The following is a 23,369-nucleotide window of genomic DNA, read 5'->3' on the forward strand; positions in this document are numbered from 1 at the left end:
GCGGGCTTGTTCTAGCTGGCGCTCATAGAGCTTAATGACGGCAATGATTTCGTCGCGCTTCTCTGCGCAGGGTGGTGACTGTGCGTATCTCAGCCATGCCGAAAAAATAAGGCGTTGCCGGCTGTGGCGTTTGCGCCATAATACCGAACTGGCGCTCCGAGCGGATCGAATGCTTGCAGTAGCATTGCACCCCAGCAGCATCTCCGCCGGGATCGACGGGCGGCCAATCGGCGTATATAGCGGCCGAGAAATCGCCTGCCAGCGCCGCCAAAGTCTTGTTCACAAGCAATCGGATCGCTCGCAGCGGAAGATCCTTTCCAACCTGCGCTTCAAGATCGACATAGCTGAATAGCGATCCTGTGCGCCGATCTTCGCCCCGTATGATTCATCCCTCGTCGAGCAAGAAAAATGAGTCACATCGTGATCGAGCGGCCCGAGACGTTTTCAACAGCGTCTCATAGTAAAGAATGATTGGTCGAGGCTGTGCCACTCGTCTCACCAGCTGGTCAGTCGGCGCATCTGCGGGTTTTTTTTGTGAAAATGCGCGTCCATTCGGCCGATTAGGCGGTCAATCTCGCCGATCGCCTTGATGAGATGCGGCCCCTTATTCAGCATCACGCATTCGGCCCGCGCCGCCATGGCCGCGTCGGTCATCTCGCCCCGCGAAAAGGCGCCCGTTTTAACCAGATTCTCCATCACCTGCGTCGCCCAGATCACTGGAACCCGCGCCGCTTCGCCGATCCACAAGATTTCCTCCTGCATTTCGGCCAGACGCGTAAAGCCGATTTCAATCGCCAGATCGCCGCGCGCGATCATCACCGCTATTGGCTGGCGTGCGGCGGCGCGCACGATCAGGTCCGGGAGATGGCGCACGGCGCGCGGCGTTTCGATCTTCAACACCAGCGGAATGGTTCGCCAGTCGTCCGGACGAATTTCGGCGAGCCTCGCCTGCAGTAATTCAATGTCTTCAACACTTTGGACGAAGGAAAAATCGATGGCGTCGGCATGGACGGCGACAAAGCGCAAATCCTCGCGGTCTTTCGCGGTCAAGGCGGGGATGGCCAGTTCCGCGTCGGGGAAATTTAGGCCTTTTTCGGATTTGAGTTTATAGCCTTCCGCGTCGCAGCGGGTGATGCGGGCGATGACGAAATCGTCTTCGACCCGCTCGATCCTCGCCTCCGCCTTGCCGTCGTCGATCGAAAGGCGGTCGCCCGGCTTCGAGGCGTCGAGCGTCTCGGTCAAAGTGCATTCGACAGCGAAAGCGGCGTCCTTCTTGCCCGGCCGGTCGAGTTTGCCGGGCGCGACCAGCGCAATCAGATCGTCGATCCGGACACGCTTGTCGTGGTGGAGCGCGCAAAATTCGCCGGTGCGGACCTTTGGACCGGCGAGGTCCATAAAAATGCGCATCCTTCGCCCGGTGTGCTCGCCAGCGGCATGCACATGCTCGATCATCCGCGCCCATTTGTCGGCGTCATCATGCGCGCAATTGATACGCACGGCCTCCACGCCCTTCTCTGCCAGCGACAACATGAAGCTTCTATCCTCCGCCGCTTCCGACGGGCAGGTGACGAGCAATGAGGCGATGCCGTCGGTGGATATGTCGCCGAAAAGGGCGCGTGTGCGGGCGGCCAGCTCCTTTTCGCCCGCGAAAAACGCTTCCTCATCCGGCTTCGCCCATTTTTCGCGCCCGGCGAGAGCGCTCAGCGCGGCGCGCACGGCCTGCAGCGTCGGCAGGACGCGGCTTTCCAGCCGCCCCAGCGAGGACAGGCCGAGCGCCATCAGTTCGCGTTGCGTCGCGCGCAGATCGTAACGGCGCAGGGCAAGATAGGCGGCGAGATTTTCGGCGCTGGCCACGAAATCCGGGCGGATCGCCCAGTCTTGCCACTCTTCCGCCTGACGCGCCGCGTCGAGTTGCAGTTGCGCGCACAGACGATCGATTTCATCGTAAAGCGCCGAAGGATCGGCCATGACTCGCCCCAGAATCTCCAGGTTCAGGCCTAGGCCCGGCCTAAGTCTGTTACGTGACAAGAATCAAAAACCCTGCCGCACGGCGCGAGGGGGGCTGATTTCAAGTGCAGTTCGATAGCACGAAGTTCGGCAGGCGGCGTTTTTCGTGCGGTTCGGCGATTGATCGCGGTGTAGCGGCCATGCTTGAGGGCATGATTATTCCCTTTGACCGCGCGCAGTAGCCACTCTGTTGAGGGACGCCCTGGTTCGCCGTTGGCGTCGGCTCGGCGGTCAGTCTGATCGGCTGTCGCTGTTGGCGGCAGAATGCGAATTTTTTCAGCGCTCGCTGCCGCCTCTCAAGCAAAGCGCGCCACGCGAATGGTTCCTCGTGAACGTTTCGCTTGCCAGCGTGTGTAACCGCGAACGCTCGCAAAAGCCTGTCGTTCAGCGTGACTAAGCGACTAGCGCCATACGGCTTGGCTGTAGGTGGCGCCTTCATTGCATCCGTTTAGCGCGAGGGCGTCGCTTGCGACGTCACCCGGTCCACAGAAGGGCCCCCAGCATCGCCGCTGTCCTGAACGTCTGCTTCGCAGGCGTTCAGGCAGCGGCTTTTTTCGTTTCTGGGGCGCGCGCAGGCGAGATGCAGATGAGGTTCGCGATGAAGAGAGCACAGTCCCAGCGATCGATGCGCCGACAGCCGCCATGGCGCGGCGCAAGATTGATAGTCGTGGCGTCCGCGCTCGTCGCGACCGACGCGAACGCCGCGCCCCGCAAGAACGCGCCGTCCGAGGCGACTTCGATACAAGTTCAAGCGCCGCCGCCATCGCTCGCGGCGCCCGCGCCGCCTCCGCCGCCGCCGGCGCCCATGGGGGTATTCGGCGCCGATATGCCGGCCGCCGGCAAACTCGTTTTCTCCATTACGCCCGTTTTCGCCAATCTGTCGGGCATCAAGATGGGAACGCGCACGGTCTCAAATGAATATATCGTCACGACCGTGCCGTTCTTTCTCAATCCCAAGCAGACTGTGCGCATTATTCCGCAAAACATTGCGGTCGCGACGCAAATTGTCGGCCTGAGCTATGGCGTCACGAAAGATTTCGCGGTGGTTCTCACGGCCGGCATGATCGAGAAAAATCTCAATGCGCTAACCTTCAAGGGCGCGTCGGGCATTCTGCCGCTCGGCAGGAGTTTGCCGGGAACGACGAGCCTTGCCGACGTCACTTTGTCGGGCGTCTATCGCATCTATCAGGACGACGTCCACCGCATCCAGCTCTCGCTTGGCGTCTCCTTGCCCGCCGGCAGTTACACCGCCACGTTCAAGGACTTTCTTCTGCCCGACGGTTCCCGCCGCAACGTCCGCGCGTTCTATGGGATGCAGCCCGGCACCGGCACATTCGATTTGCTACCGGGCATCGTCTATGCGGGCTATCTGGGACCATGGTCGTGGGGGCTTGGCTATCGCGGGCGCTTCCCGCTGGCCGCAAATTCGCTGGGCTATTCCTCGGACTACCTGCTCGAATATCGCCTGCGCTTCCCGCTCGGCCCCACTCCTTCCGGAGGCTACCGATGGGGCGATCTGCATGAATTCAACGCCTGGGGCGGCTATACCTGGACGCCCGGACTCACCACCACCTTCCGCGTGAGCGGTTCGACGCAGGGCCCGATTCGCGGCTTCGATCCGGAAATCCGTGGCCCGGCCGTGCCGGCAAATCCGGCCTTTTACGGCGGGCAGCGGGTCGAACTCTTCGGCGGCGCGACGATCAGCGGCAAATTTGTCGGCTATGACAATGCGACGGTCGCACTCGAGGCCGGTTTGCCCGTCTATCAGAATCTCAACGGTCCGCAGATCATGAAAAACTGGCAGGCGGGCATGTCGCTGCGGTTCAAGATATAACGTGCGTTGGTCGCGGCCTGGCGGGCGGATCGCGGAGACTTTCGGCGATGCGCCGCCGCTGGCGCGACCCATACATGCGCTCACTGGACGCCGTGAATTGAAGATCGTCATTGTCGACGAAAGTCCCATTCGCTCGTTGATCCTCGAGGAGGGACTGCGTGACGCCGGCTTCACGCAAGTCGAGCGCATCAGCGAGATGCACAATCTGCTGAAGCACATCTACGCCAGCGACCCTGACGTGATCCTGATCGATCTCGAGAATCCTTCGCGCGATACGCTTGAGCAAATGTTTCAGGTCAGTCGCGCCGTGCGTCGGCCGATCGCCATGTTTGTCGATCAGAGCGATACGGCGTCGATTCAAGCCTCGGTCGACGCTGGCGTCTCGGCCTATATCGTTGACGGATTGAAAAAGGAGCGCATCAAATCGATCCTCGATCTGTGCGTGTCGCGGTTCAACGCCTTCTCGAAGCTTCAGGATGATCTCGAGCAGGCCAAATCCGATCTCGAGGAGCGCAAGACGATCGAACGCGCCAAAGGCATATTGATGAAGGCGAAGAAGCTTTCCGAAGACGACGCCTACAAGATGCTGCGCGGCGCCGCCATGCGCGAAAACAAAAAGATTATCGAAATTGCGCGCTCGGTCATCACTGCGGCGGAGATGTTTAAATGACCGGCGAAGCGCATGTGAAAATCGGCTTCATTCCGCTCGTCGACGCCGCTGCGCTGTTGATTGCCGCGCATAAGGGATTCGCCAAGGTGGAAGGTCTCGACATCGAACTGATCCGCGAAGCGTCTTGGGCGAATATTAGAGACAAGCTCGCCATTGGCCGTTTCGATGCGGCGCATCTGCTGGCGCCAATGGCGGTCGCTTCCACGCTCGGACTGGGCCATGTGCGAGTCCCGCTTGTCGCGCCGATGAATCTCGCGATGAACGGCAATGCGATCGCGGTGTCGACAGCGCTTTATGGGGAACTCGCCGCGGAAGGCGAGGTCGCGCATCCGGCGCAAACCGCCCGCGCGCTCGCCAAGCTCGTCGCGCGGCGAAGGGCCGAGGGACGGGAGCCTCTGACCTTCGGCATGACCTTTCCTTTCTCCATGCACAATTATCAGCTGCGCTACTGGATGGCGGAAGGCGGCGTCGATCCGGATGAAGACCTGCGGTTGATCGTTCTGCCGCCGCCCTACATGGTCGAAAATCTGGCGCGCGGCCAGCTCGACGGCTTTTGTGTTGGCGCGCCCTGGAGTTCTGTCGCGGTCGACGCCGGCGTTGGCGTCATTCTGCATTTCGGCTGCGAGATTTTCGCATGCGCGCCCGAGAAAGTCCTCGCTCTGCGCGAAAGCTTCGCCGACGATGATCATAATCTCGTCGCCGCGCTGATCCGCGCGCTCGATAGGGGCGCCGCCTTCGTCGACGAGCCGCAAAACCTAGGCGAGGTTTCGCAAATCCTCTCGCGACCGGAATATGTCGGCGTCGACGCCGAGATCATCCGCCGCGTGCTCACGGGCAATTTGCGCGTCAAGGCGCGCGATGAACGAAGCGACGCCAACTACCTCATCATTGGACGAGACGGCGCCATGCGGCCGGATCCACGGCAAGCCGAGTGGATTTATGCGCAAATGCTTCGCTGGGGGCAGACGCGCCATTCGCCAGAGATGGCCGATCGTGCGAAGAGCGTCCTGCGCCCGGATCTTTTCGACGCCGCCATTAATTGCGCGCACATTCAGCGCGAAATCGGGGCCTTTGCGGGACCGTCGTTCGACGGCCGAAGCTATGCGGATTATCTCGCCGGCTTCGATATCGGACAGCGTCTGTGAGCGCTGAACTGATGCTCAAAAGGGACAGCCGTTAGGCGCCTCGCGCCTAAGCATTCGGCACCGCAAAATGCCGCCTGCCGCCGTTGGTCAGCGCCAAACGCCCGCATTCTGCAGGAAAAACCCCGCCGGCGCGTCTGGCCCGAAATGTGCAATCACCTCATCGGTCAACGACGACCGCCGGTCCGCCGGAACGAGCCCAAAGCTGGGCTCCGTCACAGAAGCGATTTCGCAATTTGCGTCGCGCTTTGGTCGTCTTGCCCGTTCACATCCCACGTAAGGCAAAGCGACCTGTGACCGGACCGTTCGGCCGTTCAGCAGAGTCGACACATGACTGGATTGCAGGAGTGTAAAAGTCGCGAGAAGCTTGTCGTCGTCGGCGCGGGCATGGCCGCCACGCGTTTCGTCGAGGAGCTGACGAACCGGGCGCCGAATCGATACGACATTCTCGTGATCGGCGACGAACCGCGGCTTGCCTATAACCGCGTGCTGCTGTCTTCGGTGCTCGCCGGGGAATTGTCGGTCGACGACATCGAGCTCAAGCCCCGGCAATGGTGGCGCGCCGCCGGCGTTGAGGTCCTGAGCGGCCGCAAGGTCATCAAGATCAACGCCGCGGCGCGGCGCCTCCTTCTCGATAATGGCGAGAGCGTCGCCTATTCGAAAGTCGCGCTCGCCACCGGGTCGCGCGCGGCAAGGCTGCCGATCGAGGGCGCCGATCTTCCCGGCGTTCACGTGTTTCGCGACGTGGAGGACGTCGACGCGCTGTCGCGGCTGGGAAAGGAGATGCGCGCGCTTGTGATTGGCGGCGGCCTTCTCGGATTGGAGGCGGCCTATGGCCTTGCGCGACGCGGCGTCGACGTGACGCTCGCCCATGTCATGGATCGGCTGATGGAGCGCCAACTCGATGCGGCCGGCGCCGACATCTTGCGCCGCCTCGTCGAAGAAAAAGGCGTGCGCGTGCTTCTCAACGCCAGCGCGACGCGTATCAGCGGTTCGGGCCGAGTCGAGAATGTAGAATTCGCCGACGGACAAACGATTCCAGTCGACGCCGTGATTTTCGCCGTCGGCATTCGCCCCAACGCCGACCTCGCGCGACAGGTCGGTCTTGACGTCGGCCGAGGCGTAATCGTCGACGATGGCCTCGAGACAAGCGCGCCAGGCGTTTTCGCCATCGGCGAATGCGCCGAACATCGCGGCGTCTGTTACGGCCTCGTCGAGCCCGCCTATGAGCAGGGCCGCGTTCTCGCCATGCGCCTCGCCGGACAAGACGCGTCCTATGGCGGCAGCGTCGTCTCCACCAATCTGAAAGTCTCCGGCGTGCGTGTTTTTTCGGCCGGCGATTATCTCGGCGAAGGCGATGCACGCCGCATCGTCTGCAAGGACCCGCGCATGGGCCTCTATCGCAAGCTTGTCGAGCGCGACGACAGGCTCGTTGGCGCGATCCTGATCGGAGATACGAGCGGCGCGGCTGATCTTCTCGATCTCATCCGTTCCGGCGCGGACATTTCATCTCTGCGCGACGAATTGATGTTCGGCGCGCCGATGCAAGAGGCGGCCTGACATGTCCGTCGATTTCACGCTCGACCAGAAGCGCTATCTCGAAGGTTTTGCAGCCGGCTTCTCCGCGCGCGGCGGACAAAAGGCGCCGCCCGCGCAAGCGCAGCCGATGGGGCCGGACGCCGCGCATTTATCCGCGCAGGACCGCGTCACGGCCGCCGGCGGCAAGCTCAACGATCAAGAAAAATGGAAGCGCGAAGAGCATCCATTCGACGCCTGGCCGCGGCTTGTCGCTCAAGCGAAAGAGAACGCGCCGCCAAAGCCCGCCGACAATTTCCGCTGGCGCTACTATGGGCTCTTCTATGTCGCGCCGGCGCAGGATTCCTATATGTGCCGGTTGCGCATTCCCAATGGCGCGCTCAACTATTGGCAATTCGCTGGGCTTGCGGATCTCGCGGAAAATTATGGCGGCGGCTATCTGCATGTGACGACGCGCGCCAATATCCAGATCCGCGAGGTCGCGCCGAAAAACGCGACGAATATTTTGGAGGCGATTCAGGATCTCGGACTGTGGAGCAAGGGCTCCGGCGCGGACAATATTCGCAACATCACCGGCACGCCGACCGCCGGCGTCGATCCGCAGGAGCTCATCGACACGCGCCCCTATGCGCGCGCCATGCATCATCACATCCTCAACGATCACTCGTTGTATGGCTTGCCCCGCAAGTTCAACATCGCCTTTGACGGCGCGGGATTGATCGGCGCGCTGGAAGACACCAATGACATCGGCTTTCAGGCCGTTGCCGTAAAGGATGCCCACGGCGTCGCGCCGGGCGTTTATTTCCGTCTCGCGCTCGGCGGCATAACGGGTCACAAGGATTTCGCGCGCGACACGGGCGTCATCGCTTCGCCGGACGAGGCGGTGGAGGTCGCCGACAAGGTTCTGCGAGTCTTCATCGAGCATGGCGACCGCACCAATCGCGCCAAGGCGCGGCTCAAATATGTGCTCGACGCGTGGGGCTTCGACAAATTTCTCGCCGCCGTCGAAGAAAAGCTGGGCCGCAAGCTGCTTCGCGTCGACGCCGCTGCGATCGCCGTCCGCCCGCGTCAGGATCGCGCCGCGCATATCGGCGCGCATCCGCAAAAGCAGCCGGGCTTCAATTGGATCGGCGTTGCGTTGCCGGTCGGTCGTATTACCCCCGAGCAGGCGCGCGGTCTCGCCGAGATCGCGCGCCAATTCGGCGACGGCGGCCTGCGTCTCACGGTCTGGCAGAATGTGCTGATCACCGGCGTTAGCGACGCACAGCTTGCCGAAGCTGTCGCGATGATCGAGGCGCTCAGCCTTTCCACGCAAGCCTCGCCGATTCGCGCCGGACTCGTCGCCTGCACGGGTAATTCCGGTTGCCGTTTCGCCGCCGCCGACACCAAGCGGCATGCGGAAGAAATCGCCGCCTATTGCGAGACGGCGGCGCCGATCGACACGCCGATCAACATTCACCTCACTGGCTGTCATCATTCATGCGCGCAGCATTACATCGGCGACATCGGACTGATCGGCGCGCGCGTGCCGGTGAATGACGAGGGCGACACGGTCGAGGGCTATCACATTCTCGTCGGCGGCGGCTTTGCCGAAGACGCCGGCATTGCCGCCGAGTTTTATCAAAATGTGAAAGCGGAAGAGGCGCCGGAAATGGTGGCGAAGATTCTTCGCGCCTATCGAAAGAACCGGGCGAACGCGGACGAAACCTTTGTCGGCTTCGCGCGCCGTCACGACATCGAGACGCTGCGCCGTCTCGCCAATGAGGAGAGCGTGGCGTGACCCATATGTCCTCTCCGCCGTTCCTTATTCCGCCGAACGCGCCTTTCACGCCCGAGCAGCGCGCCTGGCTCAGCGGCTTCTTTGCCGGCTTCGCCGCGCCCGATGACAGCTCGATCACGCCGCTCTCGCCAGAGGCCAACGCCGCCGTCATGGCCGGCGCCGATAGCGACGATGGCGAGGCGCCGTGGCATGACCAGACGCTGGCGCTCGAATCGCGCATGCAGCTCGCCCAAGGCCGGCCGTTGCGTCGCCGCCTGATGGCGGCGATGGCGCAACAGGACTGCGGCCAGTGCGGCTACATTTGCGAGACCTATGCGGACGCGCTCGCGGTGCGCAAGGAGGCTCGCCTCAATCTCTGCGCGCCCGGCGGCAAGGACACGGCGCGCATGCTGAAGGCGCTTGCGGCGGAGCTGGATCAACCTTCGCCAGCGCCAACCATTGTTGCGCAAGTTGAACCCACTATCGTTGCGGCGCCCGGCTGCTCACGCGACAATCCGGCGCGCGCGACTTTTACGTCGCGCCGTCGGCTGAATATGGAAGGCTCCGAGAAGGAGACCTGGCACGTCGAGTTCGATCTTGGCGCGAGCGAACTGAATTACCAAGTCGGCGATAGTTTCGGCGTGTTTCCCAAAAATGATCTCGGCCTCGTCGACCAGATCATCGCCATGCTTGGCGCCTCGCATGTAACGCCCGTGCGCGACAGGACTCTGCGCGAAGCATTGCTCAGCGACGTCTCTCTCGCTCCGGCGCCTGATGCGCTTTTCGAACTGATCTCCTTTGTCACCGGCGGCGCGCAGCGCGAGAAGGCGCGCTTGCTGGCGCAGGGCGAGGATCCAGACGGCGACGCGGCCAAGCTCGACGTGCTCGCCGTGCTGCAGAAATTCCCCAGCGCGCGGCCGCATCCGGAAGCCTTTGTCGAAGCGTTGGAGCCGCTACAGCCGCGCCTTTACTCCATCTCCTCGTCCCCCAAGGCGACGCCGGGACGCCTGTCGCTGACTGTCGACACGGTTCGATATGTCGTCGGCAAGCGCAAGCGTCTTGGCGTCGCCTCGACCTTTCTGGCCGAGCGCATCGCGCCGGGCGACAGCCTTCCGGTCTATGTGCAGCCTGCGCACGGCTTCGCCCTGCCGGATGATCCCGCGACGCCGATCATCATGATCGGGCCTGGCACCGGCGTTGCGCCATTTCGCGCCTTTCTGCATGAGCGCGCGGCGACCCGCGCGCCCGGCAGGAACTGGCTCTTCTTTGGACACCAGCGCTCGGCCTGCGATTTCTTCTACGCCGACGAATTCGAAACGATGAAGGCGATGGGTCTGCTCACACGTCTGTCGCTCGCCTGGTCACGCGATGGCGCGGAAAAATTCTATGTGCAGGACCGCATGCGCCAGTCCGGCCGTGAATTATGGGCGTGGCTTGCGGAAGGCGCGCATTTTTACGTCTGCGGCGATGCGCAGCGCATGGCCAAGGATGTCGAACGCGCGCTTGTCGACGTCGTCGCCGAATTCGGCGCCCGCAACGCCGATGAAGCGGTCGCCTTCGTCGCGCAGCTCAAGAAGAGCGGGCGCTATCAACAGGACGTCTATTGAGGCCGCTCATGCTCGAAGACGTCCTGGCGCCCGCGCCGCTTGAAAATCTGCAAGAGCACGCGCCATCGATTCAGGCGGCCGCGACGCGTTCCACATGCCCTTACTGCGGCGTCGGTTGCGGCGTGCTCGCGTCCGCAAATGGCGCCGACGTGATTGGCGATCCGGCCCATCCCGCAAATTTCGGCCGGCTCTGTTCCAAGGGCTCAGCTCTCGGCGAAACGCTTGGGCTGGAGGGGCGCCTTCTCTATCCGATGCGTCGTCAGTCTGACGGCGCCTTCGCGCGCGTGAGTTGGGATGCGGCGCTGGACGAAGCCGCGGAGGGATTTCGCCGCATCGTCGACCAGCACGGTCCCGACGCCGTCGCGGTCTATCTCTCCGGTCAACTGCTGACCGAGGACTATTACGTCGCCAACAAGCTGATGAAGGGCTTTATCGGCTCCGCCAACGTCGACACCAATTCGCGCTTGTGCATGGCCTCCACGGTCGCGGGCCACAAGCGCGCCTTCGGCGCCGACGTCGTGCCCGGCTGTTACGAGGATCTGGACGAAGCCGACCTCATTGTGCTCGTCGGCTCCAACGCCGCCTGGTGTCATCCCATTCTGTTCCAGCGCATCATGCGCAACAAGGAGGAGCGCGGCGCCAAGCTCGTCGTCATCGATACGCGCCGCACGGTGACGGCGGAAAGCGCCGACCTGTTTCTGCAGATCGCGCCGGGCGCGGATCAGGCGCTGTTTTGCGGCCTCCTCGTCAATCTGGCGAAGGTCGGCGCCTTCGACATGGATTACGTCGGCCGCCATACGGCGGGCCTGGAGCGCTCACTGACGGCCGCGCGGCGTCTCGCGCCGTCGATTGCAGCGACTGCCGCGTCGACCGGCCTGCGCGAGGTCGACATTGCGTCCTTCTTCGGATGGTTCGCGCAAACGCCCCGCACGGTCACGGCATTCTCGCAGGGCGTCAATCAGTCGGCGCAGGGGACCGACAAGGTCAACGCCATCATCAATTGTCACCTCGCGACAGGCCGCGTCGGCAAGCCTGGCGCGTCGCCCTTTTCGCTCACGGGCCAGCCCAACGCCATGGGCGGGCGCGAAGTCGGCGGACTCGCCAACAGCCTCGCTGCCCATATGCACTTCGAGCCCGCAAACATCGACCGCGTTCGCCGCTTCTGGAATGCGCCGCGCATGGCGACGCGCGAGGGGCTGAAGGCGGTGCAGATGTTCGACGCCATCGGGCGCGGCGACATCAAGGCGCTGTGGGTCGTCGGAACCAATCCGGCGGCGTCGCTTCCAGACGCCAATGCCGCACGCGCCGCACTTAGCAAGCTCGAACTCTTCATCGTCTCCGACAATGTGGCGTCGAACGATACGATCAATAGCGGCGCGCATTTGCTCCTGCCGGCGCAGGCGTGGGGAGAAAAGAGCGGCGCGGTGACGAATTCGGAGCGCCGCATCTCGCGTCAGCGCGCCTTTATGCCTGCCCCGGGAGAAACGCACGCCGACTGGGCGATCTTCGCGGATGTCGCGCGACGCATGGGCTTTGCAGGTTTTGATTACCGCTCATCCGCAGATGTTTTTCGCGAACACGCCGCGCTTTCGGCTTTCGAGAATGACGCAACGCGGGCTTTCGACATTGGCGGTCTCGCGCGGCTGAGCGACGCTGAATATGACGCGCTCGAGCCGACGCAGTGGCCAATCCGCGATGGCGACGGCAAGGGCCGCGCACGCCTCTTCGCCGACGGCGCGTTCTTCTCGCAGGGCGGACGAGCCACATTCGTCGCGCCAACGAAGCCGACGTTGGCGACCACATTGACGAAGGATTTTCCGCTTCGGCTCAATACCGGCCGCATCCGCGATCAGTGGCACACCATGACGCGCACGGGCGCGAGCCCCCGCCTTGCGCGACATCTTCCTGAACCCTTTGTCGAGATCCATCCGTCAGACGCGACGGATCTTGGAGTAGAAGACGGCGGCTTCGCTCGCGTCGCGACGCCCTATGGGAGCTGCGTCTTGCGCGCGGTGGCGACGGATCGTCAGCCCGCCGGGCATGTTTTCGCGCCGATCCACTGGACCGATGAAACCGCCGCGGATGCGCGCATTGGCGCGCTCGTCGCGCCCTTTTTTGACCCCTTCTCGGGTCAGCCGGAATCCAAGGCGACGCCCGCCATCGTCACCCCTTTGCGCTTTGCGCGCCAGGGTTTCCTCCTCTCGCGCGGCTCGATCACGCTGCCCGAGGGCGTATGGTGGGCGCGAGTCGCCGTCGCTGATGGCTACGGCTACCGCGTCGCCGCCGACCTGTCGGATGACGGCTGGACAGACGTCATCCGCGCCGCTGCGGCGAGCGAAGACGTCGCACAATTGATCGATGAGACGACGGGCCTCTTTTCGGGCGCCGCCTTCGTCGAGGACCGCGCAGCGCTCATCTGGGCTCTGGCGCCTGTTTCGCCATCTTGGGATTTGGCGCTCGAACTCTTCGCCCGCGATCGTCTCGATCAGTCAGAGCGGCTGTCGCTGTTGTCCGGTCGCTCGGGCCGACAGCTGTCGGATGACGGTCCGCTCGTCTGTTCATGCTTTAGCGTCGGCCAAAAGCAAATCGAAGCCGCAATCCAGCAAGGCTGCCGCTCGGCGCCCGCCGTCGGCAGGGCCACCCGCGCCGGCTCCAATTGCGGCTCATGCCGACCGGAAATTCAACGTCTCATCAAGATTTCTCTCGCCGCCGACTCTGCGATGGATTTGGCGCGAGAGGACCAAACAAGCATGAAAGAAGGAGCACCTGATGAAACTGTCGGATTTTAAAAAGGCCGGTCATTGGCCGACGCTGCTTGCGGCCTTCCTCTATTTTGATATCAGCTTCATGGCTTGGGTCTCGCTCGGGCCGTTGATGATCTACATCGCCAAAGACATGCCGATTTCCGTCGAGGACAAACTCTCGCTTGTCGCGATTCCGGTTCTCGGCGGCGCCTTCTTTCGCGTTCCGCTCGGCCTCCTCGCCGACGCGATCGGCCCGAAGATGACGGGCATCCTCGCGCAGGCGATCGTGATGTTCGCCGTATCTCTGGTGTGCGTCTTTGGCCTGAGCAGTTCGATCGCCATCGCGCTTTTCGGCTTGTCTCTCGGACTCGCCGGCGCCTCCTTCGCCGTCGCCTTGCCGCAGGCGGGCCGCTGGTATCCGCCGCAATATCAGGGTCTGGTGATGGGCATCGCCGGCGCCGGCAATATGGGCGTCGTGCTCGACACGCTTTTTGCGCCCTCGATCGCCGAGGCTTACGGTTGGCAGACGGTTTATGGCGTTCTGCTCGCGCTGATGGTCTTGGTGCTGCTCATTTATTCGCTGGCCGCCAAGGACGCGCCCGGCGGCAAAACGACGATTGCTCTTGCCGACTACGGCAGAATGCTCGCGGACTCCGACAGCCGCTGGTTCATGTTTTTCTACTTCATCACCTTCGGCGGCTTCGTTGGCCTTGCTTCGGCGCTTCCGCTCTATTTCACGACGCAGTATCACGCCACGGGAGTCGCCGCGGGCCTCATGGTCGCGCTGATCGTCGCTTTCGGTTCGGGTTTCAGGCCCGTCGGCGGCTATATCGCGGATCGCATCGGCGGGGTGAAGACGCTGTGCTTCCTCTTCGTTCTCGTTTCCGCCTGCTATTTCGCCGTCGCCTTTCTGCCGGCGGGACCGGCCCCGGCGAAGGGCGTTGCGGGATGGGGTCTGATGCAGCTGCCGCCCGTCGCCTTTGCAGCGGTGGCGCTGTTCTCTGTCGGCGTGCTATCGCTCGGCATGGGCAATGGCGCGGTGTTTCAGTTGCTGCCGCAGCGGTTCCGCCGGGAGATCGGCGCGATGACCGGCCTCGTCGGCGCCGCGGGTGGTTTTGGCGGATTTTTCCTCGCCAGGACGCTCGCCTACTCCAAGGGCGCGACGGGCGGCTTCACCGCCGGGTTCGTCTTCTTCGGTTTCCTTGCGCTGCTCGGTCTCGTGGGTTTGATCTTCGTTAAGACGCGCTGGCGGACGACCTGGGGCGCCGTTTCCGGCGCGCGAATCTGAGCCGAGGAACAGCCGTGTCGGTCCGCGTCGTTCATGATCTTCGAATCGAAGCGGGCTTTGCGACGCAAAAAGGCCGACGGCCCGACAATCAGGACTATGTCGGATTTTGCCTGGGTTCAGGCGGCGCCGGTGCCTTGCAGGGCGTCGTCGCCGCCGTCGCCGATGGCGTCGGCGGCCACAAGGGCGGACGCGCGGCGGCTGAGACCGCTGTCCGCGCCTTCGTCGACGGCTACTATGCGCAGCCGGAGACTTTGGGGGTCAGTCGCGCCGCCGCCCGTTCACTCGAAGCGGCCAACAGCTGGATCGCCGCTCAGTCGAGAGTCGATCCTTCGTTGGAAGGCATGGCGACGACGTTCAGCGCCCTGATCCTGTCGCGCCGAACGGCCTTTATTCTCCATGTTGGCGATACGCGCGTCTACCGACTCGCTGGCGCCAACCTCGAAAGACTGACGAAAGATCACACTATCGGTCGCGGCGATTTCGCCCATGCGCTTCTTCGCGCGGTCGGTTTCGACGATGCGCTTTTGTTTGACCAAGGAATGCATAGTCTCAATATCCATGATCGATTTCTGCTGTGTTCGGACGGCGTTCATGGCGTGTTGCCGGACGCGAAGCTGCGTGCGCTGCTCGCCGAAAGGGGCGGGCCGCAGGAAACGTCGGAGAGGATCGTTCAGACGGCGCTCGAGGCGGGTAGCCATGACAATGTCACTGCGCTTGTCGTTGACGTCGTCGATGTGCCGCCCGCCGACGAGCGCGCCCTGTCGCGCGCTTTCGCGGCCTTGCGGATTGGCGAGCTGCCGGCGATCGGAGATCTTGTCGACGAGTTTCGAATTGACGGCCTTCTCTCCGAAGGGCGCTACAGTCGGCTGATGCGGGCGACGGATACGCAGAACGGAAATGCGGTCGTTTTGAAATTTCCGCATCCGCACGTCGCCAATGACGCGGCCTACCGGCTCGCCTTCGTCAATGAAGCCTGGGTTGCGGCGCGGGTGAGAAGTCCGTTCATCGGCGAAGTCGTCGAGCTGCTCCCGGGCAGACAAAGCCGGCTGTATTCGGCGATGCCATATTACGATGGCGAGACGTTGGAGCGGCGGCTGCGGCGCGAACCGCGCATCGACCTTGCTGAGGGCGCCTCGATCGCGACGCGCCTGTCGCGCGCCATCGCGACCCTGCACCGCTGCGGCGTCATCCACCGCGACATCAAACCGGATAATGTTATATTGCTCAGGGATGGCGGGCTGCGCCTCGTCGATCTCGGCGTCTGTCGTGCGCCAAACCTCGAGAACTTGCCGGAAATACACGCGCCAGGCACGCCGAGCTATATGGCGCCGGAGCTTTTCGACGGCGCCGCCGGCGACGAAGCGTCGGATCTTTATGCGCTCGGCGTGACGGTCTATCGCATGTTCAGCCGTTGCTATCCTTACGGTGAAATCGAGCCCTTCAGCCGACCGCGCTTCGCCAAGCCGCCGCCGCTCGCCCACAAGAGACCCGACCTTCCGTCCTGGCTCGACGCCGCCATCCTCAAAGCGATGGCCGTCGAGCGCGCCGATCGCTTCGGCGACGTGTTGGAGTTTGCCTTCGAGCTTGAAAACGGCTCGGCGCGCGCGCAGCCGTTGACGCTGCGCAAGAAATCCCTTTACGAACGCAACCCTGTCGTGTTCTGGCAAACGCTCTGTTTGCTGCTGGCGCTCTTGTTGGCGGTCGCGCTTTTCTATCGCTAGGAGCGCGTAGGGAATCTCCTTGAGCCGGGCGATTTCCGGCGTTCATGGCTTGTGCGTCGGCGCACAGCGCCAGCGCGCGTCTCTCCTTAACTTCTGATTAACGCAGAAAGGAGAACGTCATGGGACCGATCATCACGACAGGAATTTTCGGAGTCGTCGCCATCGCATTGGCCGCCGAAGCGCTCAACATCGCCATGGCCCTTGGCGAATTCAGTCACGTCGCCGCCTATAATGCGGGGCTCTTCTGACGCTTCGCAGTAGCGCGCCGGCGGCGGCGCTGGCCGACGCGCATAACGCAATCGTCATCGATCGCGGCCGAGCGCGGGGAAGAAACCTTTACCAACATGCCGGGCGGCGACGTCGCCCAGAAGATCACGCCACATGCGATAGGGATCGTTGAAAACGCCTTCTCCGAGATCCCTATCGGCGAGAGCCGCAGCCAAACACGCCATCGCCTGAGGCAAATCATGCGCATTCTCGAGATAGAGAAGCCGCGTTCCGACCGACTCTTCGCCCATCAACGACATGGCGGCTGCGATTTCGACATTGTCGCGGCGCCCAAAGGCCACGCCGCAAACGCAGACGAGACAGGTCTCCCAGACGGCCGGGTCGGTCTCGTCGATGAAGCCGTGCAAGCCTCTGACGATGGATGCGTAGACCGCCTCTCCCACCGCGGTGATAATCTTTTCAAGTTCAACCTGAACCTTTTCGAGAGCTTCCGGGAGCTCCGTAGGCGTCGCCATCTGACCTGCGGCCCAGTTGACTGAGAGCTGAAGCAGCTGACCGAGAACGATTTGCGCGGGGGACACGAGTTCGGCAGGCAGCTCACGCGACAGACGCGAGACGGCGTCCTCCAGCGCCCTATTCAGGCGTACCGCCGCAAGCCGTGAGGACTCGAGGTCCTTCCCGCGCACCAGGCGCGCCCAGGTTCCCTGGACGCCGATGACCGCATGCATCAGCGACTTGATCTGAGTTATCCACGGCGTTGGCGGATAGGACTTTACGACCACGCCATGCTCGATGCGCCAGATTTCGCCGGTCCCGATGAATGTGATCGCCGAGAGCGGCGTCGATGCGAACACCTCGTCGCGATTTGCGCCATAAAGCATTCGGAAGGTGGCGTTGATCTCGCTGAACGGATCGCTCTGCATAGATTTCAGTCTCCCAATATCGGACATCCATCAACAAGACAGCGCGCATCGTATCGCGCGCCGCAATCCTCAACGTCCAAACATTTAACGCGCGATGTAACATAGCGCCAAGGCAATCCAAAGATTACCAAGGAAACGCCCATTGGCGCGCCGCTTGCGACACCGTCATTTCCAGAACGGGCGGGTATGTTCGAGATCTTTCCAGAGCGCTTTGGCGCCGATCCATCCCAATTCGGCGCGCGCCTGACTCGCCCCGATCATCCAGCCGATGGCGCGCTGTACCGATGGATCTTCGGCGCCGGGAACATCCGTTCCCGTGAACATGGCTTTCATTGTCGCGGCGTCGTTGAGGTCGCCAAATACGGTCTGCAGCTTCTTAAGCCGCTTCAAGAAAGGATCGATTCGTTTCTCCGGATATAAGGAGCAAAAGAACTCGACTGCATAGCGCAGCTTTTTGAGTTCTTTGCGCAGCTCGTGGCGCTGTTCGACGGTCAGCGTCGCAAGTCCCTGAGCGTGCTTGGCGGTCTTCTTCCAGCGCTTGTTGAGAGACTGGCGCGCTAACGCCGCAACCGGCGCCGCCAGCCGTTCGGTCTGGCCGAAATCCTGCGCGACAAGCCAGCCACGCGTCTCGACGAACCGCGCAAGATCAATGAGGAACGCCTGCACGCGCGCGCCGGCGAGAAGCTTGCGCAGCTGCTCGCGCCGTTCTCGCGCCTGCCGCGCGACCACATCGGCGAGGGCCGAAAGTCCAGGCTCGTCGGGATGAGTTTCGGCTTCCCGCCGCGCCATGTCGTTCGCCACCACATCGAGATCCCTCAGGCTCCCCACCTCCCGGCCAAGCCAACGGGCCTCGCCATCGAGCCGTTTCATCACCGCATTTCCCAACACGGAAGCATAGACCGAGAACGCGCTGCGCAACCGCCGCAGGCCGACCCTCAGCTGATGCGGTCCTTCGTCGTCGTCCAGCTGGCGAACGACGAGCACATTCGTGGCGATCTGATCGAGGCATTCGCGCAAGACGTCACGCGCCGCTTGCTCGACGGTTTGCGCCGGATCGAGCAAAATATTTTGAGCGTTGCGGGGCGCGAGAGGCTGATCGATCCGCCCCTCTTCGGCTAACAAATAGCCGCGGGCGGCCTTGGATAGTCGGGAGAACTGCAACCCGCCATCGGGAACCAGGATCAGCGCAATGTCGAACAATCCGCTTGCATTGCCTGTGAGGAGTTCGATTTCCAACTCGGAGAGTTCAGCAGAGCGTTCGCCGGCCCGAACTTCGCCAATGTCGAGCGCGAGCTCCGCGCGCGTGCCGTCCGAAAGCATCAGCTCGCTCGTCCTGCGCGTGATCACCGTCTCGCAAACGGGCTGAAGCGGGGCGCCGTTGACGCGGTCAACGATCTCCTCCCGAATCGATGAGTCAGAAATTGCATCGAGACACAGACGTCCGCCGGGCGCCGGGTTCTCTACCTCGCCGACCTGCGATAGGCCGCCATGCAAGGTCGCCCTGGTTTTTACGCCCTGAATCCACCGCCGCCCATCGCGCCTGAGCCTGAGCGCAATTCCCGCTTTGTTCAGTGCGTGCTCGGGCGTATCGAGATAAATGCTTCTGAGCGTTCTCGTTACAGGAGCGCCGTGAGCCAGCTTCGATGCCTTCACGCGCGCCCAAATCTCACTCGACTTTGTCTTGTCCAGCAGGAGTTTTAGCTCGATCTCGCTCATGTGACGAATTTATATCATTTTTGTAGCGGCGCGTAGCGCTCGACAGGCGCTACCGCGGCGGGTCGGTCCGGAGCGACTATGGCTGTTTTTGGTCGGACCCTTTTTTCTGCTTCTTTTTCTTCAGCACGATGGTCAGCTTATCGCCTCTTTTTGACACCTCTACAGATTTCAACAGGCTCTCTCCAAGAGAGATGCCGCCGCCGACAGCCTCAATCCACTGCTGCAAAATTTCCGCTTCGGTTTTGTCGCTATCTGTCATGTCGTCCTCTTGAATGCGTGGCTTTGCATGGAATTGATGGTCTGAGCCAAGTGTGCATCGGCCAACGATCGATTACAGACCCAAGTTATTCGCCTGACGAAGCAGAATGGCAACGTCATAAATGGCGAGAACCGCAGCTTGGTCCTCTTGTTTTCGGGTGACCGCTATGAAAGCGCCTACCGTCAAATCTCGTATTGTCGCCTCGGGGCAATCGCCATGGACGTGAGCGAGCAGCTTCTCGCCACAAAATCCTTCGGAGGCGCGGCGAATAAACCGCGCCGCGATTGAACGGCGTTCAGCGCTAAACATTCTCGCAGGACCAGGTTCGTCGAACTTCGGTTCCCGTGTTACCAAACATTAATGATAACATGGGATTGAACAAAGTTCCTGGATTGCATGTAGGCTTCATCTAGAAACACGCGAACGTTCCGGCAAGCGTCGCCTGACGACCAGTTTTTGAATAGATTGAGCAGGAGCCGCCCTCCAAGGCCGCGGACCTTTTCGGCTTTAGGTCTGTGATCGCGCCTATCGTCAGGCTCTCCCAGCGCAGCAGAAAACCCCGCCGACTCGGCGCCGGCGGGGCGAAAATTTCCGGGTTTTGAAAGCCGCATCGCTATCGCCTGTCGGTTACGCTCTCGTGACGGGCGAGTTCTACCGCTCGCCAATAGGTGTGCCGCGGCGGCGGGGTTGCTGCTGTGCGAGTCGCGCGCCGCCTCAGCGGCCGTGCGAGCTCGTCCGCCCATGTTGGGCTAGTTTGGCGCCTGCCAATTCGCGATCCGATCGCGACCTGCGGCTTTAGCGACGTGCAACGCCTGGTCGGCGCGCTCAATCGATTGCTCGACCGGAACGGATGGGTCGAGGAGCGTAAGCCCGAAGGAAGCCGTTACCGTGAGCGGCAAATAGCCTTCGACGAAGAATTCCCTGTCCGATAAGCCTTTTCGCAACTGCTCTGCGATTGCGCGACCCTGTTCCAGGTCCGCATCCGCGGCGCAGTAGAGGAACTTCTCGCCTCCAAAGCGAAAAAACTCATCATGGGGCCGCAAGTGGGACATCACGAATTCCGCGTATTGCACGAGAAATTCATCGCCGAGCGTGTGGCCGTATGTGTCGTTCACCTCCCTGAAGTGATCCAGGTCCATCATCGCGAGACATGTGGGTCTCGGCGCGAGGGCCTGCCGCTCGCTCAACGCCGTCAACATCGCGATATGGTTCCCCGCGCCCGTCAACGGATCGCGATTACGAAGCGCATCCTCGAGTTCGTGCTTGATGGTCACTAATTGGGCGCGAACCTGCTTGAGGGCCGACAGGAATAATTCATAGTCGTCGAGAGGAATGGACCGGTGCTCCGACGCGGTTCGCAGCATGATAGCCGCGTGCCGGTGCATAAGCTCATGCGCGAGCAAAATCTGCGAAAAACTTTGGTGCGAACCCAGACGACTGGCGCCAGCGCCATGCAGCCATTGTCCGAGCGGCCACCTATGGTTCGCATCTTCCCGGAGATCCCGCTCGTCGGGAACCTGATCGCAAATGATCGTTCTGTTGAAATTCTCGTACCAGAGTTCGTGCTGAAAAAGTGACTGCCGGAGCTCATTCAGAGTCGTCCGCTTTTGCTCGCGGCTCAATTTGGAAAAGGGCATGGGGCACCGAAGTTTTCAGCGTTGCTTGCGCCACGCGTTCCGCGGCAGAATATTCCAATTCAGTGTCACATTCTTGCGAAGGGACCTGGTTGTCGCTTTCGCGGCTTTGCAAGCGAGCGGGGAGGCAGCTTGATTCGGCGGCTCTGACGAGAGAGCGAAGACAGCGTTCTCCAGCGATTGTCCGGGCGAACGGCCGCAAGCCGCGCGGCCTTGGCCATCAGCGTCCAAATATACCGCGCATCGCAGCAATTAATCCCTTCGACCGCTCCTGAGCCCGCGGCGCCTGCGCGAGGCTGTCGGCTTCGCGCCGCGCGGCGTCGAGTTCGACGCCGGCGCGCGCGACGAGCGCGGCGAGAGTCGGCGCTTCGTGCGGCGGCGTCCAGCCGCCGGCGCGCCGTACGTCAAGGTAGGCGTTGAGCATGTCGGCGGCGTCCCTCGCGCCAGCTTCCGCAAAATGCGCGCGCGCCCGCTCGACCGCGGCGGCGTCGACGATGAATCGCGCCGCCTTCGCCGCTTCGCGCCGGACGCCGTCGTCGATCGCCAGAGCGACGCGCGCCTCGCGCAACGCGGCGACGTCCGGTTCCTTCAAGAGCGCGCGCATGAGCCGCGCTTCTTGCGTGGCGTCAACGCCAGCCGGCGCCATGCCTTGGGCGCCGCACGCGTCGAGATAGCGGGCAAGCAGAGAAGGCGCGCCGCGCGCTGGCGCGGTTTCGGCGGAAAGGCGCGCGGACTGCGCAAATTCGCCGCCCTCCGCAATCCCCGCCGCAAGCGCGGGATCGGCGCAGAAGGCGCCATAGCCGCCGAGCTGCTGCAGGCGCGCGCGGGCCGGCCCCGCCTCGCCGATGACGAGCGCGGCGAAGCTCGCTTGCGCCAAGGGTTCGAGCGCATCCCACAGGCCCGGCGGCTCGAAACGCGCAGCGACTTCCGCGCGCGCCAGAGCGCCATTCAGCGAAGCGACAAACTTGTCGCGCCGGCCCTTCAGACCGGCGGCGCGTTCTGCCACGGCGCGAGCGGCTGCGCCGGTCGCGGCGCGCGCGGCGTCGGCGGCGCGGCGCATGAGCTCGTCGAGAAGGCCGTCGTCATCCGTCGCGCGGCGCGGCGCGAGCCCGTCGCCTTCAACGCGAAAAAGCCGCGCGAAGGCGGGGCCGCCGGGATCGATCGGGGCGATGCCGAGATCGCCGGGCCCCGCGGCCGGGCAAACGATGCCGACGTCGTCGCCAAGGGCCGCGCCGTAAAACTCGATTTCCGCGGTTTCGCCCATGCCGGGGGCAACTTTCTCGCGGCTGCGACGCAAGGCGATTCCGTCGACCTCCGCCTCTTCCGGATCGACAAGCAGCGCCAAAAGATTGCCGACGACGACCGGCTCCGCCGTTTCCGCCGCGTCCGGATGTTCATGCGGATCGCCCGTCGCCTGCCGCAGGTCGTCGAAGGTGAGCGGATCCACGGCGGGTTCTCCCGCCGATCGCTGCTCGAGCGTCCAGCCTTTCAGCCGCCGGCGCTGGTTCATCGCCAGCGCGACGCTGCATCGGCCGAGCAGCGTGGCGCTCTCTTCGATCGAATCGGGAATTCGCAGGCGAAGGATAATGCGCGGCGCGCCGGATTCGCGCAGCCAATGCTCCATGATGGCGAAGGGCGCCTCGCGCGCGTCGGCGGCCGCCGAGGATTCGAACGGCGCCGCCTCCAGGACGAGTCGGCTTTGATAGGCCGGGAAGATGCGGCGCGCCGGCGCGAGGCGGATGATGACGGCGTTGTCGGCGCGTTCGACGACGCGGCGCTGGCCGATCGCCCATACCAATCGCGCGCCGGCCGCCGCGGTCTGCTCGCGCGACAGCCGTTCGACGTCGCCGCGCGCCGGAAACGCCGCCAGCCGAAAGGCGACGGGGTCGGCGCCGCCGGCGTCCGGCAGCAACGTCAGGAGCAGACGCCAGTCGCCGCCCTGGGGCAGCTCGCGCTCCGCGGAGAGCGCCAGGATGAGTTCGGCGCCGTCGGCGGCGGTCAGTCGGACGAATCGATGCTCAGGCGGCACATCAACGACAATGATGCGGGCGCGCCAGCGCGCGGCGCCGATGACGTCGACAAGCGTGGGCGCGCTCGTAAAGCGCTCGTCGCGCGCCGAGACGACCGTGAGCTCCGGCCGGACCGCCGCGCGTTCGGCGCCCTCGAACCAGCCGATGGCCAGCCGGCGCCGCCCATCCCAGTAATAGTCGAACTGCTCTCTCCACATTGACGGCCGCGCCCGAGCGTGAGGCATGGCGCCGTAGCCATGCGAAGCTGAAGTCTGGCGAAGCATATCCGCGC

16 protein-coding genes and 1 pseudogene are annotated in these 23,369 nt (G+C 63.1%); 10 read left to right on the top strand and 7 right to left on the bottom strand.

What is annotated here, in order from left to right; all coding sequences use genetic code 11:
- Positions 1–167: 167 nt before the first annotated feature.
- Together ACR65T_RS17530 and ACR65T_RS17535 are read right to left on the bottom strand one after the other, a co-directional pair.
- Positions 168–382: pseudogene (locus ACR65T_RS17530) on the bottom strand (IS5/IS1182 family transposase); the annotation flags it as partial.
- 113 nt (positions 383–495) lie between these two features.
- Positions 496–1,968 carry a pyruvate kinase gene (locus ACR65T_RS17535; protein WP_434497685.1) on the bottom strand — a complete coding sequence of 491 codons (1,473 nt, stop codon included), beginning with the start codon at positions 1,966–1,968 and terminating at the stop codon, positions 496–498.
- A gap of 706 nt (positions 1,969–2,674) precedes the next feature.
- Between ACR65T_RS17535 and ACR65T_RS17540 the strand changes: the two genes are divergently transcribed.
- From ACR65T_RS17540 to ACR65T_RS17585, 10 genes are all read left to right on the top strand, one after another.
- Positions 2,675–3,841 carry an alpha-amylase gene (locus tag ACR65T_RS17540; protein ID WP_434497686.1) on the top strand — a complete coding sequence of 389 codons (1,167 nt, stop codon included), beginning with the start codon at positions 2,675–2,677 and terminating at the stop codon, positions 3,839–3,841.
- A gap of 97 nt (positions 3,842–3,938) precedes the next feature.
- Positions 3,939–4,511 carry an ANTAR domain-containing response regulator gene (locus tag ACR65T_RS17545; protein ID WP_434497726.1) on the top strand — a complete coding sequence of 191 codons (573 nt, stop codon included), beginning with the start codon at positions 3,939–3,941 and terminating at the stop codon, positions 4,509–4,511.
- On the top strand, positions 4,508–5,656 hold the full coding sequence (locus tag ACR65T_RS17550) for a CmpA/NrtA family ABC transporter substrate-binding protein (protein WP_434497687.1): 1,149 nt from the start codon (positions 4,508–4,510) through the stop codon (positions 5,654–5,656). Before ACR65T_RS17545 ends, ACR65T_RS17550 begins: the two co-directional genes overlap by 4 nt.
- 327 nt (positions 5,657–5,983) lie before the next feature.
- Positions 5,984–7,213 (top strand): NAD(P)/FAD-dependent oxidoreductase, encoded by a 1,230-nt coding sequence (locus tag ACR65T_RS17555; RefSeq protein ID WP_434497688.1) that lies wholly within the window; start codon positions 5,984–5,986, stop codon positions 7,211–7,213.
- 1 nt (position 7,214) lies between these two features.
- The gene (locus tag ACR65T_RS17560) at positions 7,215–8,969 is read left to right on the top strand and encodes a NirA family protein (RefSeq protein WP_434497689.1); all 1,755 of its coding nucleotides are present in this window, start codon (positions 7,215–7,217) and stop codon (positions 8,967–8,969) included.
- Between the two features lie 5 nt (positions 8,970–8,974).
- Positions 8,975–10,555, top strand: coding sequence for a sulfite reductase subunit alpha (locus ACR65T_RS17565; protein ID WP_434497727.1), 1,581 nt, complete (start codon positions 8,975–8,977; stop codon positions 10,553–10,555).
- Between the two features lie 8 nt (positions 10,556–10,563).
- Entirely contained in the window at positions 10,564–13,344 is a 2,781-nt protein-coding gene (locus tag ACR65T_RS17570; RefSeq protein WP_434497690.1) for a nitrate reductase, read from the top strand.
- Positions 13,325–14,587, top strand: coding sequence for an MFS transporter (locus ACR65T_RS17575; protein ID WP_434497691.1), 1,263 nt, complete (start codon positions 13,325–13,327; stop codon positions 14,585–14,587). The genes ACR65T_RS17570 and ACR65T_RS17575 overlap by 20 nt, the downstream gene beginning before the upstream one ends.
- A gap of 14 nt (positions 14,588–14,601) precedes the next feature.
- Positions 14,602–16,308 (top strand): bifunctional protein-serine/threonine kinase/phosphatase, encoded by a 1,707-nt coding sequence (locus ACR65T_RS17580; RefSeq protein ID WP_434497692.1) that lies wholly within the window; start codon positions 14,602–14,604, stop codon positions 16,306–16,308.
- 119 nt (positions 16,309–16,427) lie between these two features.
- Positions 16,428–16,556 (top strand): hypothetical protein, encoded by a 129-nt coding sequence (locus ACR65T_RS17585; protein WP_256034246.1) that lies wholly within the window; start codon positions 16,428–16,430, stop codon positions 16,554–16,556.
- A 54-nt stretch (positions 16,557–16,610) separates the two neighbouring features.
- On the opposite strand, the gene ACR65T_RS17590 is transcribed toward ACR65T_RS17585, so the two are convergent.
- The 5 genes from ACR65T_RS17590 to ACR65T_RS17610 form a co-directional block, all read right to left on the bottom strand.
- A complete protein-coding gene (locus ACR65T_RS17590; protein WP_434497693.1) occupies positions 16,611–17,459 on the bottom strand; it encodes a hypothetical protein in 849 nt (282 codons plus the stop codon).
- Between the two features lie 165 nt (positions 17,460–17,624).
- Positions 17,625–19,175, bottom strand: a complete 1,551-nt coding sequence (locus ACR65T_RS17595; RefSeq protein ID WP_434497694.1) for a CHAD domain-containing protein — start codon at positions 19,173–19,175, stop codon at positions 17,625–17,627.
- Between the two features lie 76 nt (positions 19,176–19,251).
- Positions 19,252–19,434, bottom strand: coding sequence for a hypothetical protein (locus ACR65T_RS17600; protein ID WP_434497695.1), 183 nt, complete (start codon positions 19,432–19,434; stop codon positions 19,252–19,254).
- A 749-nt stretch (positions 19,435–20,183) separates the two neighbouring features.
- A complete protein-coding gene (locus ACR65T_RS17605) occupies positions 20,184–21,056 on the bottom strand; it encodes a diguanylate cyclase (protein ID WP_434497696.1) in 873 nt (290 codons plus the stop codon).
- 232 nt (positions 21,057–21,288) lie between these two features.
- Positions 21,289–23,295: a hypothetical protein gene (locus tag ACR65T_RS17610; protein ID WP_434497697.1), complete on the bottom strand. Its 2,007-nt coding sequence runs from the start codon at positions 23,293–23,295 to the stop codon at positions 21,289–21,291.
- Between the last annotated feature and the right edge of the window lie 74 nt (positions 23,296–23,369).

This window comes from Methylocystis sp. (assembly GCF_051061285.1).
Lineage (GTDB): Bacteria > Pseudomonadota > Alphaproteobacteria > Rhizobiales > Beijerinckiaceae > Methylocystis.

Excerpts from the sequence above, each read along its gene's own strand:
- ACR65T_RS17535 (WP_434497685.1), bottom strand. The coding sequence starts at position 1,968 with ATGGCCGATCCTTCGGCGCTTTACGATGAAATCGATCGTCTGTGCGCG.
- ACR65T_RS17550 (WP_434497687.1), top strand. The coding sequence starts at position 4,508 with ATGACCGGCGAAGCGCATGTGAAAATCGGCTTCATTCCGCTCGTCGAC.
- ACR65T_RS17555 (WP_434497688.1), top strand. The coding sequence starts at position 5,984 with ATGACTGGATTGCAGGAGTGTAAAAGTCGCGAGAAGCTTGTCGTCGTC.
- ACR65T_RS17560 (WP_434497689.1), top strand. The coding sequence starts at position 7,215 with ATGTCCGTCGATTTCACGCTCGACCAGAAGCGCTATCTCGAAGGTTTT.
- ACR65T_RS17565 (WP_434497727.1), top strand. The coding sequence starts at position 8,975 with ATGTCCTCTCCGCCGTTCCTTATTCCGCCGAACGCGCCTTTCACGCCC.
- ACR65T_RS17570 (WP_434497690.1), top strand. The coding sequence starts at position 10,564 with ATGCTCGAAGACGTCCTGGCGCCCGCGCCGCTTGAAAATCTGCAAGAG.
- ACR65T_RS17575 (WP_434497691.1), top strand. The coding sequence starts at position 13,325 with ATGAAACTGTCGGATTTTAAAAAGGCCGGTCATTGGCCGACGCTGCTT.
- ACR65T_RS17585 (WP_256034246.1), top strand. The coding sequence starts at position 16,428 with ATGGGACCGATCATCACGACAGGAATTTTCGGAGTCGTCGCCATCGCA.
- ACR65T_RS17590 (WP_434497693.1), bottom strand. The coding sequence starts at position 17,459 with ATGCAGAGCGATCCGTTCAGCGAGATCAACGCCACCTTCCGAATGCTT.
- ACR65T_RS17595 (WP_434497694.1), bottom strand. The coding sequence starts at position 19,175 with ATGAGCGAGATCGAGCTAAAACTCCTGCTGGACAAGACAAAGTCGAGT.
- ACR65T_RS17600 (WP_434497695.1), bottom strand. The coding sequence starts at position 19,434 with ATGACAGATAGCGACAAAACCGAAGCGGAAATTTTGCAGCAGTGGATT.
- ACR65T_RS17610 (WP_434497697.1), bottom strand. The coding sequence starts at position 23,295 with ATGTGGAGAGAGCAGTTCGACTATTACTGGGATGGGCGGCGCCGGCTG.